Annotated in this window: 15 protein-coding genes and 1 pseudogene; 10 read left to right on the forward strand and 6 right to left on the reverse strand. The window is 38.4% G+C overall.

The features are described from left to right. Positions 1–185 precede the first annotated feature (185 nt). The 6 genes from MKX62_RS23410 to MKX62_RS23435 all read left to right on the forward strand — a co-directional run bounded on the left by MKX62_RS23410 (position 186) and on the right by MKX62_RS23435 (position 5,729). Positions 186–563: an SDR family NAD(P)-dependent oxidoreductase gene (locus MKX62_RS23410; RefSeq protein WP_340742505.1), complete on the forward strand. Its 378-nt coding sequence runs from the start codon at positions 186–188 to the stop codon at positions 561–563. Between the two features lie 672 nt (positions 564–1,235). Continuing rightward, positions 1,236–1,910 (forward strand): response regulator transcription factor, encoded by a 675-nt coding sequence (locus MKX62_RS23415; RefSeq protein ID WP_340742506.1) that lies wholly within the window; start codon positions 1,236–1,238, stop codon positions 1,908–1,910. After that, positions 1,907–3,259 carry a HAMP domain-containing sensor histidine kinase gene (locus MKX62_RS23420; protein WP_340742507.1) on the forward strand — a complete coding sequence of 451 codons (1,353 nt, stop codon included), beginning with the start codon at positions 1,907–1,909 and terminating at the stop codon, positions 3,257–3,259. Before MKX62_RS23415 ends, MKX62_RS23420 begins: the two co-directional genes overlap by 4 nt. A gap of 110 nt (positions 3,260–3,369) precedes the next feature. Further along, positions 3,370–4,284, forward strand: coding sequence for an ABC transporter ATP-binding protein (locus MKX62_RS23425; RefSeq protein WP_340742508.1), 915 nt, complete (start codon positions 3,370–3,372; stop codon positions 4,282–4,284). Then, the gene (locus MKX62_RS23430; RefSeq protein WP_340742509.1) at positions 4,284–4,994 is read left to right on the forward strand and encodes an ABC transporter permease; all 711 of its coding nucleotides are present in this window, start codon (positions 4,284–4,286) and stop codon (positions 4,992–4,994) included. The genes MKX62_RS23425 and MKX62_RS23430 overlap by 1 nt, the downstream gene beginning before the upstream one ends. After that, on the forward strand, positions 4,995–5,729 hold the full coding sequence (locus tag MKX62_RS23435) for an ABC transporter permease (protein WP_340742510.1): 735 nt from the start codon (positions 4,995–4,997) through the stop codon (positions 5,727–5,729). It begins immediately after the preceding gene. 195 nt (positions 5,730–5,924) lie between these two features. On the opposite strand, the gene MKX62_RS23440 is transcribed toward MKX62_RS23435, so the two are convergent. Together MKX62_RS23440 and MKX62_RS23445 are read right to left on the reverse strand one after the other, a co-directional pair. Beyond that, positions 5,925–6,830, reverse strand: coding sequence for a macrolide 2'-phosphotransferase (locus MKX62_RS23440; protein WP_340742511.1), 906 nt, complete (start codon positions 6,828–6,830; stop codon positions 5,925–5,927). A 306-nt stretch (positions 6,831–7,136) separates the two neighbouring features. Continuing rightward, positions 7,137–8,123: an acrylyl-CoA reductase family protein gene (locus MKX62_RS23445; protein WP_340742512.1), complete on the reverse strand. Its 987-nt coding sequence runs from the start codon at positions 8,121–8,123 to the stop codon at positions 7,137–7,139. A 369-nt stretch (positions 8,124–8,492) separates the two neighbouring features. Here MKX62_RS23445 and MKX62_RS23450 point away from each other — a divergent pair, with 369 nt between their 5' ends. Beyond that, positions 8,493–9,134, forward strand: coding sequence for an SDR family oxidoreductase (locus MKX62_RS23450; RefSeq protein ID WP_340742630.1), 642 nt, complete (start codon positions 8,493–8,495; stop codon positions 9,132–9,134). Positions 9,135–9,417: 283 nt separating this feature from the next. On the opposite strand, the gene MKX62_RS23455 is transcribed toward MKX62_RS23450, so the two are convergent. Together MKX62_RS23455 and MKX62_RS23460 are read right to left on the reverse strand one after the other, a co-directional pair. Then, on the reverse strand, positions 9,418–10,389 hold the full coding sequence (locus MKX62_RS23455) for an NAD-dependent epimerase/dehydratase family protein (RefSeq protein ID WP_340742513.1): 972 nt from the start codon (positions 10,387–10,389) through the stop codon (positions 9,418–9,420). A 257-nt stretch (positions 10,390–10,646) separates the two neighbouring features. After that, positions 10,647–12,863 carry a transglycosylase domain-containing protein gene (locus MKX62_RS23460; protein WP_340742631.1) on the reverse strand — a complete coding sequence of 739 codons (2,217 nt, stop codon included), beginning with the start codon at positions 12,861–12,863 and terminating at the stop codon, positions 10,647–10,649. A gap of 490 nt (positions 12,864–13,353) precedes the next feature. Here MKX62_RS23460 and MKX62_RS23465 point away from each other — a divergent pair, with 490 nt between their 5' ends. Both MKX62_RS23465 and MKX62_RS23470 read left to right on the forward strand, forming a co-directional pair. Continuing rightward, entirely contained in the window at positions 13,354–13,581 is a 228-nt protein-coding gene (locus MKX62_RS23465) for a helix-turn-helix transcriptional regulator (RefSeq protein ID WP_187045333.1), read from the forward strand. Position 13,582: 1 nt separating this feature from the next. Next, complete coding sequence (locus MKX62_RS23470) at positions 13,583–13,930, forward strand: DUF2178 domain-containing protein (RefSeq protein ID WP_187045334.1); 348 nt, start codon at positions 13,583–13,585, stop codon at positions 13,928–13,930. Between the two features lie 114 nt (positions 13,931–14,044). On the opposite strand, the pseudogene MKX62_RS23475 reads toward MKX62_RS23470, so the two are convergent. Together MKX62_RS23475 and MKX62_RS23480 are read right to left on the reverse strand one after the other, a co-directional pair. Next, positions 14,045–14,277: pseudogene (locus tag MKX62_RS23475) on the reverse strand (polysaccharide deacetylase family protein); the annotation flags it as partial. A 159-nt stretch (positions 14,278–14,436) separates the two neighbouring features. Then, entirely contained in the window at positions 14,437–14,916 is a 480-nt protein-coding gene (locus MKX62_RS23480) for a hypothetical protein (protein WP_340742514.1), read from the reverse strand. Positions 14,917–15,181: 265 nt separating this feature from the next. Between MKX62_RS23480 and MKX62_RS23485 the strand changes: the two genes are divergently transcribed. Then, positions 15,182–16,150 (forward strand): NAD(P)-dependent alcohol dehydrogenase, encoded by a 969-nt coding sequence (locus MKX62_RS23485; protein ID WP_340742515.1) that lies wholly within the window; start codon positions 15,182–15,184, stop codon positions 16,148–16,150. The last annotated feature ends 317 nt before the right edge of the window (positions 16,151–16,467 follow it).

Here is a 16,467-nt window from a genome sequence, read left to right on the forward strand (position 1 = left end):
TGTAATCGCGGAATAGTGAAACGTACCCTACACAACAATCTCAGCGTGAGCTAAAGTCACATTCCTCCTATTTAATAAATGTGAATATAAATATAAGGAGGAAATTAAAATGACATTTCCAGTATTAGAAGGAGAAGTAGCAATCATAACAGGCGCAGCTATGAGTATGGGTGAATCAACAGAAAATGCAAAAACAAGGTAACGGTGGCTCCATCATTAACATTTCATCTGTCAGCGGTTTCCGCCCACAACCAAACAACATCGCTTATGTTGCAGCAAAACATGTTGTAGTTGGGATGACTAAAGTAGCTGCAATGGAAAATGGTCCATTAAACATTCGCGTAAACTCAGTAGCACCGGGTGCAATCGACACACCAATGTTACGCGGAGCATTAGAGCAATTTGACCTAAAAGAAGAAGAATACGCACCTCAATTAAGTCTACTCAACCGCTTCGGTCAACCGAATGAAATTGCACAAGCGAGCTTATGGTTGGCTTCAGATGCTTCTTCTTTTGTAACAGGTACTAACATTCATGCAGATGCCGGCTACACTTCTGGCTAATTGAAGGCCTCATTGTTTTATTTAAAAGCTAAAACGGGAACCAACCAAGTATTAATATGGTTGACTTCCGTTTTTTATTTTTGAGATTATTGTATATGACTGGTGTGCCTGTGCACAAAGCTTTCATGTTTGTTTCAACAACCATACTTGCTTTACGGAAGGAACAAATCAGAATCGCGCTCGAATTGTGTGGTGCACGGGCATCCTACATCAATACCTTCTCCACTGCCCCATTTGTATCGATCTGATTCTCCTTCTGCCACGCACTGGTACTTAAAATCATGTCCGCGCAACCGAGAAGAATTCCTTTGCATTTAATTACCTTATCATGGGACTGCACAATTGCTTGCCATACAATTAAACGTGGACGCACACTATTTGACTGGTTACATCACCTAAAAATAACGAAAAGCCCGATTCATTTGGATCAAAGGAAAAGAACTTTTTTCCCAATATAGTAAAATGAGTTACTCCGATATGGAAGTACCGACAGGCTATAATCAGTTTGATCCCCCTCCCCGTGGAACAGTCCGTCGATTTGAATGCTATCGTTAATCTTGAAAAACCCAATGCTTTATACTTAGTCGAGAATCCCTTTATGATAGGATATAGTAAAGATGAGTAGTCACATTAGAAAGATTTTCGGACCTCTTACATTGATGAAGGTGGGGAATGGTAGTGAAGGAAATATTATATATTGAAGATGATATAGAAATTGGTAGCATTGTTAAAGAGGACTTGGAGCAGCGTGGTTATTTGGTACGCTGGCTTACTTCCGGGGAGGGGATGGAAGAAGCGTTTGGTAATACGGACTTAGTCATTTTAGACGTGATGCTTCCTGAGCTAGATGGGTTTACGCTAGGACGGCGGTTGAAAAACACTCATCCTGAGATTCCAATTCTGATGTTGTCGGCTCGGACTGCTGTGGATGATAAGTTACAAGGGCTACAGTTCGCAGATGATTATGTGACGAAACCGTTCCATCCTGAAGAGCTTGCTGCGAGAATAGAAGTGCTACTAAGAAGGAATCGACGGGCGTTACCTGAAGAGATTCAGATTGGTCATTTAACGGTTAACATAATGGAAAACCGGATTTTAAAAGACGACGGTGAAGAAGTTCTGTTGACGGCCAAACAGCGTCAAATTTTCATGTATTTATTGGAACATCCAAATCAAATTTTGACAAAAGAACAGCTTTACGAGGCTGTATGGGGAGAATCTTATCTTGAAGGGGATAAGACCTTAATGGTCCATATCCGCTACTTAAGAGAAAAGATTGAGAAAGAGCCAAGTTCGCCTAAAATTATCGAAACAATTCGTGGCCTCGGCTATAGGGTGAAACAATGAAGAAACTGCGAAAGTCGTTATTGGCGCAGTATTTGTTAATCATTCTTGTTGCGATGATGATACTCCCTTTTTTCATGCCTGTTTTATCGATTATTTTCTATAATAGTATTGAACAAGCTGAATCCTCAGTACGCTACTATAATGGAACGGATTTAGAAGCAATGTGGATTGAAACAGCCAAAGGATTATCAGGTGCTTCTGAGCAGCAAATCCATCAAAAATTATCAAATTTGAAAAATGTTTATCAAGAAGCATCTATGTATTGGGTTGATGATAGAGGGCAGACAAAAGATAAGTTTCCTGAATCGATTTCAGTACCCGACACATGGACAGCATCGGATTCCATTCATTTCATGAAAAATAATCGTGGATATACAGTCGATCCATTTACCGTTGTCGCCTTTATTGGGCATGAACAACAAGAAGGCTTTATGGTGTTACAAATCCCGCGTCCGGATATGGTGAGTCCGAATGATAAATTAAGAGCAAAATATAATTATTTATTCCCAGTGGCTCTTTTGTTCATATTTGCTCTTTTTATATTAATTTCTACACTCTTTTTTTATCGGATTCGAAAAAGACTTCTTCATTTGCAAGAAGTGATGGCAACCCCTGAAGCGAATGGTATTCCACCGACTATCGAAGTGTCCAAGCTAGACGAAATCGGCCGCCTTGAACACGCCTTCAATCGAATGGTTCAAGAACTAGAAATGAGTAGAATACGTGAGATGGAGGAAGAAGAACTTAGAAAAGAACTCATTGCGAATCTATCTCATGATTTACGTACACCCCTTACAACAATACGTGGACACGCTTATCGTTTAAAGAAAGAACCACTCAGTACAAAGGGACAGGAATCTCTAGACTTCATTGATCAAAAAGTAGGATATATGGGCGAGCTTATTGAAAATCTACTCTCGTACACGTTGTTGACAACGGGAAAATATCCGTACTATCCAGAAAATGTAGATATGGTTCGACTTGTTCGTAATTCATTTGCGGCATGGTATCCTACCTTTGAAAATCTTCAGTTCGATATTGAGTTGACGATTCCGGATAAACGGTTGATGTGGGATGTTGATCCTCAGTGGGTCCACCGCGTTTTGGATAACCTGTTTCAAAATAGTTACCGTCATGCAAAAAGCGGACAGTTTATAGCGGTTCGAATTGAAAATGAATCAATTGTGATTGAAGATCATGGGCCTGGAATGGGAGAGAGGTCAAGTCATAAAGGAGTTGGCATAGGACTCTCTATCGTCTCTCTTATGCTAAAGGACATGCAGCTGGACTGGACTATTGAAACGAGTGAACACGGTACAACAATGACAATTCAAAGATTATTAAAATAGAGATAGGCGAAACCATGCCTATCTCTTTTCTAATTTTTAAACGAAATTTAACCTTCATCGCCCCATTATTTTAACCTTCACACGATATGCTAGTAAGTGAGGTGAGGAAAATGACTGATTTTATTATTGAAACGACGAACTTGACGAAGAATTTTGGCTCGACAAGAGTCGTTAATGATGTCGATTTGAAAGTGAAAAAGGGTGAGATTTATGGTTTTTTAGGGCCTAATGGTGCTGGAAAAACGACGACCATTCGAATGCTTCTCGGGCTTGCTCGACCAACAAAAGGCTCGATCCATATTTTCGGCAAGGATATTAAGAAAGAAAAGCTCTCTATCTTAAAAAAGGTGGGATCACTGGTCGAATCCCCTTCTTATTATGGGCATTTATCCGCCCGTGAAAATTTAGAAACGGTGCGCCTGTTAGTGGACGTGCCCAAATCTAGAATTGATGAAGTCCTTGCAATCGTCCGTCTGACCAAGGATGCGAAACGACCTGTAAAAGGATTCTCTTTAGGCATGAAGCAACGGCTTGGCATTGCGACTGCATTACTTGGCAATCCGGAACTGCTCATTTTGGACGAGCCCACGAACGGACTGGATCCATCAGGGATTATTGAGATTCGTGAACTTATTAAAAGTATGCCAAAGGATCACGGGATTACGATCATCCTATCGAGCCACTTACTTTCAGAAATCGACCAAATGGCGACACAAGTAGGCATTATTTCAAAGGGCCAAATGATTTTTCAAGATTCCATTGAGAAACTAAGAGAGCAGTCAACGAGCAAGATTAAGTTAACAGTAAATGACGCAGAATCCGCTTGGAAGACATTATTGACACATGGGTATACGACGGATCTCGTTCACAATCAGCTTTCCATTGAAAATGGTTCAGATGAAAAAATCGCTAAAATTGTGAAATCCCTCGTTCAAAACGATTTTTCAATCTACAGAGTAGAAGAAGAGAAAAAATCATTGGAAGAAATATTTTTAGAATTAACGGGTCAGGAGGGCGGTTTGTGATGACGCGGGTCATGGCCTCTGAGTTTCTTAAAATCAAGCGAAAAATGATCTTATTTCTCGTATTCCTTGGACCAATGGGAGTCATCGGCCTGGAAGCCGTCAATTTTGGATTACGCTATGATTGGCTCACAGAAGTTTACAAGGATGATTTGTGGGGCGGGCTCATTGGTGAGGTTACTATGTTATCTATTATCACGATTCTCATCGGCTTAACGATACTGACATCGATGATTGCCACTATTGAGCATCAGACAAACGCTTGGAAGCAACTCTTGGCATTGCCCATTTCAAAAACGCAAGTATTTACGGGTAAAGTGCTTCTGTCCATTTTGCTCCTCTTGGTTTCTTGTTTTTTCTTAGCGATTGGAACGATTGTACTTGGCATTGTATTAAAATTCGGTACGGATATACCGTTTCTATATGTTCTCAAAATGTGTTTCTTGCCATGTCTCGCTGCCTTACCTTTTATCATCTTGCAAATTTGGTTGGCGATTACATTGAAAAATCAAGCCATTCCATTAACAATTGGAATTCTCGGTGCAATCCTCTCGATGTATTCAATGAACTTCCCCGACTGGGTGCCATGGAAATGGCCGTTGTTAATGAATGAATGGGAAAAACCAATGTATTCGGTTTTTGCTGGCCTTGGAACGGGAATTCTCCTTTATTTCATAAGTCTCCTCGATTTTAATCGAAAGGACGTGAAATAAATGGGGAAATTAGTTCAATCTGAGTTTCTAAAGTTACGAAAATCCTCGATATGGATGCTCATTTTCGTGAGTCCGATTTTATCCGTGTTGCTTGGGCTGAGTGAATTAAGTGAACTTCCGGATATCGAACAACACCAATGGACCGCAACGCTTGGTATAATGACAATTAGTCACGCTATTCTTTTTTTACCGTTATTGACTGGAATCTTTTCAAGTTTTGTTTGTCGCTATGAGCATATTGGAGGTGGGTGGAAGCAGCTTCTGTCACTTCCAGTTTCTAGAAAAGATGTGTATCTCGTAAAAATCCTTATTGTTAGCCTTCTGATTGCGGCAACACAAATCTTATTTATTATGGGACTTTTCCTCATTGGATGGATAAATGGATTCTCAGCTGACATTCCTTGGGGCACCATTTCCACAAGTGTCATCGGAGGGTGGATTGCCTGCTTACCGTTAATCGCTTTACAAATGTTTGTATCTGTTGCATGGACGAGCTTCGCCGCACCACTTGCGGTCAATGTAATTTTTACAATACCGAATATGTTGGTTGTCAACTCAGAAGAGTTCGCTCCATACTATCCATGGGCACAACCATTTGAGATGATGATGTCCAATTCAGGTGAAAGCTTTGGTGCTTTAAATGTTTCTCCTATCACGTTATTCACCGTGATTTTGGGTAGTTTCGTACTTTTTTTAGGAGCTGGCTTTGTTTACTTTTTGAGAAAAGAAGTATGAATGGTAGTATCTAGCGTCCGCGTGGAAGTTTAGACTAGAAGAGCGTATCCAAAATTTTACGGATACGCTCTTCTAGTTTATTCATACTAACTCTAAGTTCTTTTAGATTAGGTCACTACGGTAACATCCGTGGATAGTATTTGCTCCATACAGTAAATTTGAGTAGCTATTATTTTACTGAATAGCTCACTAACATTAAATTCCAACCAACCCTAATTCTTTTTTCGCCATCTGCATATATTCTTCAATACCAGAGATTATAGCAAATTCGGCAATTTCAACTGCATAAGCAGCATTTAATTCAATAATATGCTCCTTCATCTTCGGCCAATGATAGCCTCCAGCTTCTTTGTAAACCTTGATGAGTGCATCGAGACCTTCTTCACCAAATACCCTGTAATGACCCACGAAATCTGTAGAAATATCAGCTACCTTCGCTTCCGTCCAATCGATTAAACCCGTTACATTACTATCCTTATCAATGAGGATATGACCTGGGTGTAAATCACCATGAATCAGCGCAGTTTCTTTTGGCCACATTTCCTCATCGTTCACCCACGTCTGCCATCGACTCCATAACGCCTCTCCGACACCAAATTTTTCTTTAACGGCATCCATACGGTCTTTCATTACTTGTTTTACTTCCTGTGATGTTTGAACAACTATTCCAGCTTCAGCCGCCTGTTTCGTTGGAATACTATGAAGTGACGCTAGTACTTTCCCTAGTGTCCGGTAAAAACATTCTGGTATATTATTTTCATCAATCTCAAAAACATAGGCCGGGATATTTGGATCGATAGTGCCTGCTGGGACACCAAGTAACCTTTTATAAGCGATTAGCTCTTCTGTGTAAGTTTCCCAATTTGGCGCTTCAAAACCCCCGTACTGGTTGACGAGGTCTAGCGCGATTTTTTCAGCTTTTGTTCTAGGAAAAACATCTGAACGCCTTGGCATACGAAGTACCCATTCCTTACCTTCATGATCTGCAGCAAATACAACCTGAAAGTCTAATCCTGATTCGTTAAAAACAAAAGAATTCTCTTTCAATTGGAAACCATGTTTCTCCGCAATTTCTACCACTTCTTTTTTTGTTTTACTCATTATCCATCACATCCAAAACATTATATTTCACTTCTTACTCATCGGAATAAGCGTCCGAAGCACTGTTACGGATTCATCCTACCTCTTCCCAAACCGACGGCTACCAATACTTAGCTAATCCGCCTTACCTTTTCTATAATGGGTGGCTGTATATACGATTTCACTTAAAGGTTCAACTCCTATAATGATATAAAGAGCGCAAGTTAATACGCTCTTTATCGTTTTTTTCAGGTAGTCCTTTTCCTTAAGAATTATAAAGCTCAAATCATAGCTGTTCTATTTCCACGAGTAGTTGAGCTGAGCTTTTCACAGTTTAACAAGTGTTCTTCCACGTACTTTTCCTTCTAAAATATCAGCTAATACACCTGGAAGCTCCTTCAATGATATTTCATTTACTAATTCTTCATTAAATGTTGTTGGTTTCAAATCATCACCGAGTCGATTCCAAACTTTTAATCGCTTTTGCATCGGACATTCAACCGAGTCAATCCCAAGCCAATTGACACCTCTTGATATATAAGGAAGAACGGTTGTGGAGACTTCTATACCCCCGGTTAACCCACAAGTAGCTACAGAACCTCCATATTTCAAGGTACTTACTATATATTGAAGTGTTTTCCCCCCCACAGGATCGATAGCACCAGCCCATTTTTCTTCCCGCATCGGGATTTGTTCTGTGTCTATGATTTCATTACGATTAAGAATTTGTGTAGCCCCTAATCCTCTTAGGTAATCCTCTTCATTTGTTTTACCCGTACTAGCTACAACTTCATATCCTCTTTTAGCCAGAATATTTACGGCAATACTCCCTACCCCACCCGTAGCACCCGCTACCAAAACGGGTCCTTGGCTAGGATCTAAATCATTTTCTTCAAGCCTTTGAATGGATAGTGCCGCTGTAAATCCAGCTGTTCCAAGGATCATAGCTTCTTTTAAGGTTAATCCATTTGGAAGAGGAACAACCCAGTCCGCAGGTACGCGTGCAATTTCACTAAATCCGCCAAAATGTCCTGTTCCTAATTTATAACTCGTCACAATTACTTCATCACCTGTTTTAAATCGGTCATCTGTTGAATTTATTATTGTTCCAGCTAGATCTATTCCTGGTACTAATGGATAAGACTCGACTAACTGATTTTGGATGGATACTATACCATCCTTAAAATTCACACTAGAATAAGCTACTCGAATGGTTACTTCCCCATCCGGCAAATCATCCATGCTCAAGTGTTTAATTTCCAACTTCGTTTGACCATTAACTTTATCCAATACCATTGCTTGAAAAGTATCCACTTGTTAATCATGTCCTTTCTTATCTATGCCTATCACTTTAAACCCAAGTTGCCTGTATATACAAATGATTAACAAATAAAGAATGAAATTCACTTTAAAAAGTAAGGATAATCGTATAGGTGTTGATTTACTGAATAGTTCTGTGCACAGCTACCTGTAATTCCCCACTTCCCTGTCAGCGAATTGCATAGAAAAGAGGCCATGTTAATGTTGATTGGTACCTAACAAGGGATTCTATTGGTACAATCAATCCAGGTGCTGAACTACTTCAATACACGGGAAGTTCAATTAACGGCTGAAGAAATCCAAGCAAATGATTCTATTTTCAGCTACTCATTACGCAGCACAATAGAGAGGGAGTTGTTCATTGTGAAAGTTTTTGTTGTTGGAGCAAACGGACAAATTGGTCAACATCTTGTACATTTATTAAAAGAGAGTCCTGAACATACAGTCAGAGCCATGATCCGAAACGAAGAGCAAGCAAAGGCTTTTGAGACAATTGGTGTAGAAACAAGGCTTGCAGATTTGGAAGGTAGCGTAGAAGGTATTGTTGAAGCTGCAAGAGGCTGTGATGCCTTTGTCTTCACCGCGGGATCTGGTGGACATACTGGGGCTGACAAGACGATCTTGATCGATTTAGATGGAGCAGCCAAATCGATAGAAGCTGCTACAATACTTGGCATCAAACGATTTATTATGGTAAGTGCGATTCAGGCCAATAATAGAGAAAACTGGGGCAGCATGAAATATTATATGACTGCCAAACATCACGCTGATAAAATCCTTAAAAAAAGCGGCTTAACGTATACGATAATTCGTCCTGGAGGTCTTCTAAATGAACCAGGTACCGGAAACGTTTCAATTGCCGAAGATTTACCTACAGCATCTATTCCCCGAGAAGATGTAGCCAGGACGATTCTAGCAACATTAACGAAGGAAAACACTTTTAATCGTTCATTTGATCTTGTGTCTGGTGAGGTTCAGATTTCAGATGCATTAAATAGGGTTTAAATTAGTTGCTATCATTAAACAATTGTATTGAATTCACTGACTAAGTAACCGGAATTTAACCAACATAAAACCACTTATGGAATCAATAATGATTCCATAAGTGGTTTTATAAAAGTGTTTTTAGGCAGTTAACAGCATTTTGTAAACTTCACTTTCCCCACGCTTAGGAACTCCATCGTCATCAAAGAAATAAATTGTATAAAATTAAACTAGAAGAAGTGTTGAAAAGCATCAGATTTAGGACAATTGTAAACACATTTGCCTGTTTCAGATACTTTTCGAATTATTTCATCGCCTTGTCAATTAATAATTTCTCGATTTCATTTGTCGGACCCGCTTTACATTTCTCAGCATCAAGATGTTTTGCCCATTTCCTCGTATCATCCGCAGTCACCTGTAGCGGTCGAATCGATAGACCAGCGTTTACAGCATTAGAAGCATCTACAATGAAAAAACCTTGCGGATATTGTTCCGAAATGGGAATCCAGAATGGGAAACGATGCTTTGGATCCATCTCTACCTTTTCCACAATCGTATCGAGAATGGCGATTTTCTCAGTTCCTTGTTCAGAAATTAATTCATCAATGAACGCTTCGAAAGAAATTGGTTGAGAAGCAGCATTAAATGTCCCTGTTTTCTGCTTCTCAATCATTTCTACAAGCCATTTAGCTAAATCACGAACATCAATCCATTGTACTTTTCGCTCGCCCCCCGGTATGGCAATGGGACCTTCTTCTATTGTACGCATAGCCCAATAGGTGAATCTATCTGTTGGATCATCTGGACCTACGATAATGCAAGGTCTTACAATGAGGGCTTTTCCGCCAAATCCTTCATTCACTACTTTTTCACACATTACCTTTAACGCACCGTACGTTTCACCCGTCACTTCATCCGTCGTAACTGTATGAGTAAAAATCGAACTGTTCTCGTTTACATCGCCTTTGGAATGATCATCATAAACTGATATTGTTGAAATAAATGTATAATGATCGCTCTTTTCTTTCAGTGCCTCAATTACCGGTTTTACATCATTAGGTGTATATCCACTTGTATCAATAACTGCATCCCAATGTTCTAGTGCAGCCTGGTCCATATTCATGCGGCGATCCCCGATAATACGGCGACATTTTGGAAATAAATTTGGATTTGTTTTCCCTCGATTAAATAGAACTACTTCATGCCCATTTAGTAGTGATTGCTCAACAATATGTCGACCGACAAACGATGTACCGCCAATAACCAATAATTTCAAATGATAACCCCCCCAATGTATTCTTTATACAAATTCCATCCTACAAGTACTTGTTCCCTATTTGCGTTCACAATTCCTTTTCTAAACAAGAGGTATCTGTGTCGGACACAATGACAAATAATTCACACACTAAAGTACAGATATTGATTTACTTTGTATTATTATAGAATTGAGTTGTATTTACTGAATAGTACCGCGCACTGGTATCGAAAATGAGGCCTTAGTGTAACTATCATAATTTACTGAATGTCTTTGTGTTAGTCATCCTCTCTGTCTTTGTCTCTGTCTTTGTCTTTGTCTCTGTCTTTGTCTTTGTCTCTGTCTCTGTCTTTGTCTTTGTCTCTGTCTTCGTCTCTGTTTTCGTCTCTGTTTTCGTCTCTGTCTCTGTCTTCGTCCTTGTCTTCGTCTCTGTCTTCGTCTCTGTTCCTTTCCTTGTTCTTGTTCTTCTCCTTCTCCTTGTCTTTATCCTTATCCTTGTTCTTCTCCTTACTTTTCTTATCCTCTTTATCCTTTTTGTTTTCTTTATCTTTCTTCTGCTCGTTGTCTTTCCTCTTACTTGCTTTCTTTTTCTTCTTTTCAATCAATGATAAATCAAATTCCTTGTTAGGCAATTCACTTATGGATTTGCTTAAGATTTGCTGGAAGATAGTTGTCACTGTGACACCACTAGTTGCCGTCAAGTAATGGTCTTGATCTGTTTTATCATAGCCTAACCAAGTCGCACCAACGATATCTGGCGTATATCCTACAAACCAGTGATCCTTTGAACCATCTATGCCTGGGAAAGGAAGTTGTGTAGTACCGGTTTTTCCAGCTACGTTTAGTCCGGCTATCTGTGCATTTCTAGCGGTTCCGTTTTCAACAACATCTTTTAGCATATACGTCATCTTTTGAGCAACTTCCGGTTCTGTTACCTGCGAAGACGTGTCACTCCACTTACCAATTACTTTTCCTTCTGCATCCTTTATTTCTGAGATAGCATGCGCTTGCATCATTATTCCATCGTTAGGAAATGCGGAAAAAGCCTGGGCCATTCGCAAGGGAGACGTCCCTTGGTGTAAGCCACCCAGTGCGAGTCCGAGATTTTGATCTTCTTTTTCTAAAGGTATACCAAACCGTTCAACTGTACTAAAACCTTCTTTGACTCCAATTTCATTTAATAGCCAAACTGCGGGTATGTTATACGAATTAAGTAATGCGTCATGCAATGTGACTTGTCCGCGGTATTGGTTATCAATATTTTGCGGTTGATAGCCGTCTATATTGATTGGTTCGTCAACCAGCATATCGTCAAAGCCATACCCCTGCTCCAATGCAGCAGTGTAAACAGCAAGTGGTTTTAATGCTGATCCAGGTTGCCTTACTAAATTTGACGCATTATTAAATCGTTTGTACGTATAGTCTCCTCTTCCTCCAACTAACTCGCTAATCCCACCCGTTTTAGGATTTAGAAATACAGACCCACTTTGAATGAGTTGGTCGGGCTTGCTAACTGGAAAATTGTCTTCATTTTGATAGACCTCTTCCGTAGCGTCCTGAATAACAGGATTAAGTTCCGTATAAATGTGTAGCCCCCCAGACAACACTTCATTCTCAGTCAAACCGTACATATTTACTGCTTCCTCGATAAGATAGTCCACATAATACGGATATTTCCCTTTATAATCTATCGTCTCTTTATCCGTTAATACGATCGGTTGATCAAGGTTTTTATCCAAATCCTGTTGACTGATGTAGCCTTCGCTTTTCATTAACGACAGCACGATATTTCTTCGGTCAAGCGCTTTTTCCATGTTTTTATAGGGCGATAAGTTAGACGGAGCTTTGACTAGTCCCGCTAGTGTAGCTGATTCGTTTAATGTTAATTCACTCACATCTTTACCAAAATAGACATGTGCTGCTCGTTGAATGCCCCATGCGCCTTCCCCAAAATAGATTTGATTTAGATAGCGTTCCATGATTTCGTCTTTTGAGTACGTTCGTTCTATTTTCTTCGTGAATATAAGTTCTTTGAATTTACGCGTATAAGTAGTTTCTGATGTTAGAAATACATTTTTCGAAAGTTGTTGAGTAATGGTACTACCACCAGCAACCACTTCACCTTTAACTAGATTTTTCATGAGTGCTTTGGTAATCCCGAAGTAATTAATTCCGTTATGCTTATAAAAGTGTTGGTCTTCCGTAGCGACGAAAGCTTCGATGAGATCTGTTGGAATTTGATCCAAACTCACTCCTTCTATTTTCGAATTAGACACTTTACTAGCTACCTCGCCATTTATATCGTAAATATATGTAGGTCTTGGTTCAACGATGTCCAATTTACTAACATCGCTAAACGTTATTAAAATCGTAAATGCCAATAGACCAAAAAAGATAATACCTATGAAGACGACTACTAGTCTACTGATGAGTTTTTTCGATTTAAACCATTCTTTACTTCTGCTTAATCGTGCTTGTTTATTCCTACGTTCCATTCTACTCAATCTAATACCACCTTCTACTTTATTGCCAAATAATTTAACACAAACTTTTGGCAACGCATACCTACCATCCAACACTAAACTAACTCCAATACGATATCAATAGTGTCATTGTCGCATTCGATACCAGGTATCACCACAAGTTGAAGAGCTCAAAGACAAACATTTTACACTTCTGAGTACTTATAAAAAAAATATAGTGAAAGTTTCATAGGCATTAATTTATTCGATAGTATGATTGCACCACTCTAAACGTTTTTTGAACCACTAAATATCATAAAATGCACCACCAAAAAACCATAAATTACACCAGATCGATATGTGAACCTGACGGAATCATGAATTTCGTCAGGTTCTTTCTGCAGTCTGGCTATTGTTAAATCAAAGTAATCCAAGCAAAAATAAAGGTATTGAACTATTTTGTATAAGTTTACTTTACTTTTATTAAAATCGAGTTTATAATTCAATTCAAGAGGTGATGGTCATGAAGAAAGATTTTGGGGATTCGATATCTAACAAGGTTTATGAATATCGTGTACTTGCCAGAATGTCTCAGCAAGAATTAGCTGAGAAAGTCGGTGTTTCCAAACAAACCATCTTCGTGATGGAAAAAGGAAATTATCTTCCGACTATGCTGTTGGCTTTTCGAATTGCCGATTTTTTTAGTGTTGATGTAAACGATATTTTTACTTATCTGAAAGGAAGTGATTAAATTGACAATTAAATCTACAGATATCTCTAATGCGATTTTTTCCCCTTTAAAGTCCTGGGCTGAACAATCTACGGGAAATTGGAATATTCTCATTGGAGTTGGTTTTTTACTGCTTATGGGTAGTGCGATTTTTACCTATGTATGTTATAAGAAGATTGGGCAAGACGACGAACGGACAAATAAAATCTTTTTGAAAAGCTGTTACTATATGCTCTTGGTAATTGTTCTATGTGACATAATTTTCCCAAACGAATATATGTGGAACATCTTTTTCTTGTTCAAATATACATTGGCATTTTTAGCTAGTGGAATTTACATGGCCGTCCAATATAAAAAGGATTTTTCATAAGGAAAGATCGAGGAGTGAGACTCATCCATGGATGGTGGATTAGACAATGCTGATAAATAGGCTATCTAAACGAAATGGAAATCCAATAGGTTTAAAAGATCTCCCTCTGAATTACAACGCAAAGAATTCGTTTTTCACTGTTGACTTGTATTTATCTAACAAAGGCAGAATTTGATCCACGTTCTTTGTCGGACCGTCATCAAATGTTAAAGCAACGACCTTTTTTCCGTTTCAACTTGGTATGTTAACTCTCCAAGTAATTGAAATGTTCTTAATTTCGTAACCTCAAACGCACCTGCGAATAAAAATAAAAATCCAATTCCAAAAAATAAAATTTTCTTTTTCATCTGTTTTTCCTTTCTTTCAAAACCTAATATATAACGCTTGTATTTTAGCATAATGTAACTTTATTGAAATAAACATGCTACTTTAGTTCAACAAGAAAATAGAATCATCTAAGTCGCTCAACGATTTTCAAGTAAAGCACTTGTTAGTTGAAGAAGGAATTATTTAACTTCCTCAATTTTAGAAACAGGAATTTCAATTTTTGTTCCTAATACATCATCAGAATCCAAGGATATATTAGCGATAGCTTCAAATTCATAAGTACCCGTCTTTAATTCAAGTTTTTCTATCCCTTTAAATTTTACTCTGTGAGGCTCATTTCGAATCAGTGTTGTTGTTAATAATGGTTGATTCATAACACCAAAATATTCAAAATCACCATCAAGTTGATAAACATTAAAGAAAAAAATACTTCCACCATGATATATATCTTTTTCATCTGCTTCTCCTATATAAGTAATTGTGGCATATACATTAAGGTCTTTTTCAACATTTATTGATACTTTGAAATCATCCACCTGTTTAGACTCATTGGCGATTTTCGGTTTACCACTTACATTTTCTTCATTGTTGTTATTTGTTACACAGCCAAATAGTCCGAAAATCAAAATTATAGAAACAACGATAAATAATCTTCTCATCGTTCCCACCCCCTTTTAGGATTAGACGGAATCCTAGTCGGTTTGTTTCATGCTTAATCATACTAACCTGCAAAATGGCCCGTTAGTTAAAGTGTAATCTCCACACACATTTCACTATCCATTATTCAAAATACTTCCAACCTAAAATATTTCAGTATCTTTCAACTTGTAATTCCATATTAATAATAACACTTTACTATCTCTCGTTTTGGGTCATTTATATCTTTGTAATACAAATAAATCTAAGGAAATTAGGGGGAGTTTTATGAAAGCTATCGTTTGTCACAAATATGGATCACCTGACGTACTTGAATTAAAAGAGATAGAAAAGCCTTTGCCTTTAGAGAATGAAGTACTGGTAAAAGTTCATGCAGCATCCTTGAACTTTGGTAACTTGGTTCTTTTGAAAGGCAAACCGTTCTTAGCTCGCTTTGCTTTCGGGCTACTGAGACCGAAATACGCTATACCGGGAGGTGACATAGCGGGTGTAGTTGAAGCTGTTGGCAAGAATGTTAAGCAGTTTCAACCAGGTGATGAGGTATTCGGTGACCTCTCTAGTTGTGGCTGGGGTGGTTTTGCTGAATATGTGTCTGTCCAGGAATTTGCTATAGCTGTAAAGCCAACCAACATCTCCTTCGAGGAAGCTGCTGCCACACCTATGGGAAGTGTGACAGCCTTACAGGGACTACGTGATAAAGGAATGATTAAGGCAGGACAGAAGGTATTAATTTATGGGGCATCTGGAGGTGTCGGTACTTTCGCGGTACAAATAGCCAAATCATTCGGGGCTGAAGTAACAGGTGTATGCAGTACAAGAAATGTAGAAATAGTGCGTTCAATAGGTGCAGACCAAATCATTGATTATACAAAAGAGGATTTCACCCAAACAAAGGAGCGTTATGATTTGATTCTTGGTGTTAACGGGTCTAATTCCATTTCAGCTTATAAACGTGTATTAAAACCAAATGGGAATTTTGTTCACGTAGGTGGAGCCGAATCCCAAATGTTTCGATCTTTAGTTTTTGGACCTTTTATTTCAATGACTGGAAGTAAGAAAATAAGTAACCTTTTACAGAGAGCAAACCAAAATGATCTAATGTATGTAAAAGAATTACTTGAGACTGGCAAAGTAAAACCAATAATTGATAAACGGTATAAGTTAAGCGAAGTATCTGAAGCATTCAGATATTTCCAGGAAGGTCACGCTCAAGGTAAAGTTATACTTACTATATAATTATTATTAAAATGAAAAACTGACAATAACGAATCTAAATCATGGCTACTTATATAAAATAATTGGAACTCATAATTTTAGCCTATTAAAAATGTGCGTTCCAATTATTCCTTTTTCTTCAAATAAGGTGTTTATCTTTCTGAAGAAAGAATTAACTTCTCTTGCGGTAGATTGTGTTCCCCCCCCTCTCAGAACCGTGCTAAACCGACAAATCCGTACTACTTGACCTTCTACTGTCTCTACTATCTTAACCTTTCTTCTTATGGCTTATCTAATTCAAATAGGACAAAAAACCTTCAGAATAAATCGGACTATTA

It is taken from the genome of Sporosarcina sp. FSL K6-5500 (genome assembly GCF_038005665.1).
GTDB classification, from domain to species: domain Bacteria; phylum Bacillota; class Bacilli; order Bacillales_A; family Planococcaceae; genus Sporosarcina; species Sporosarcina psychrophila.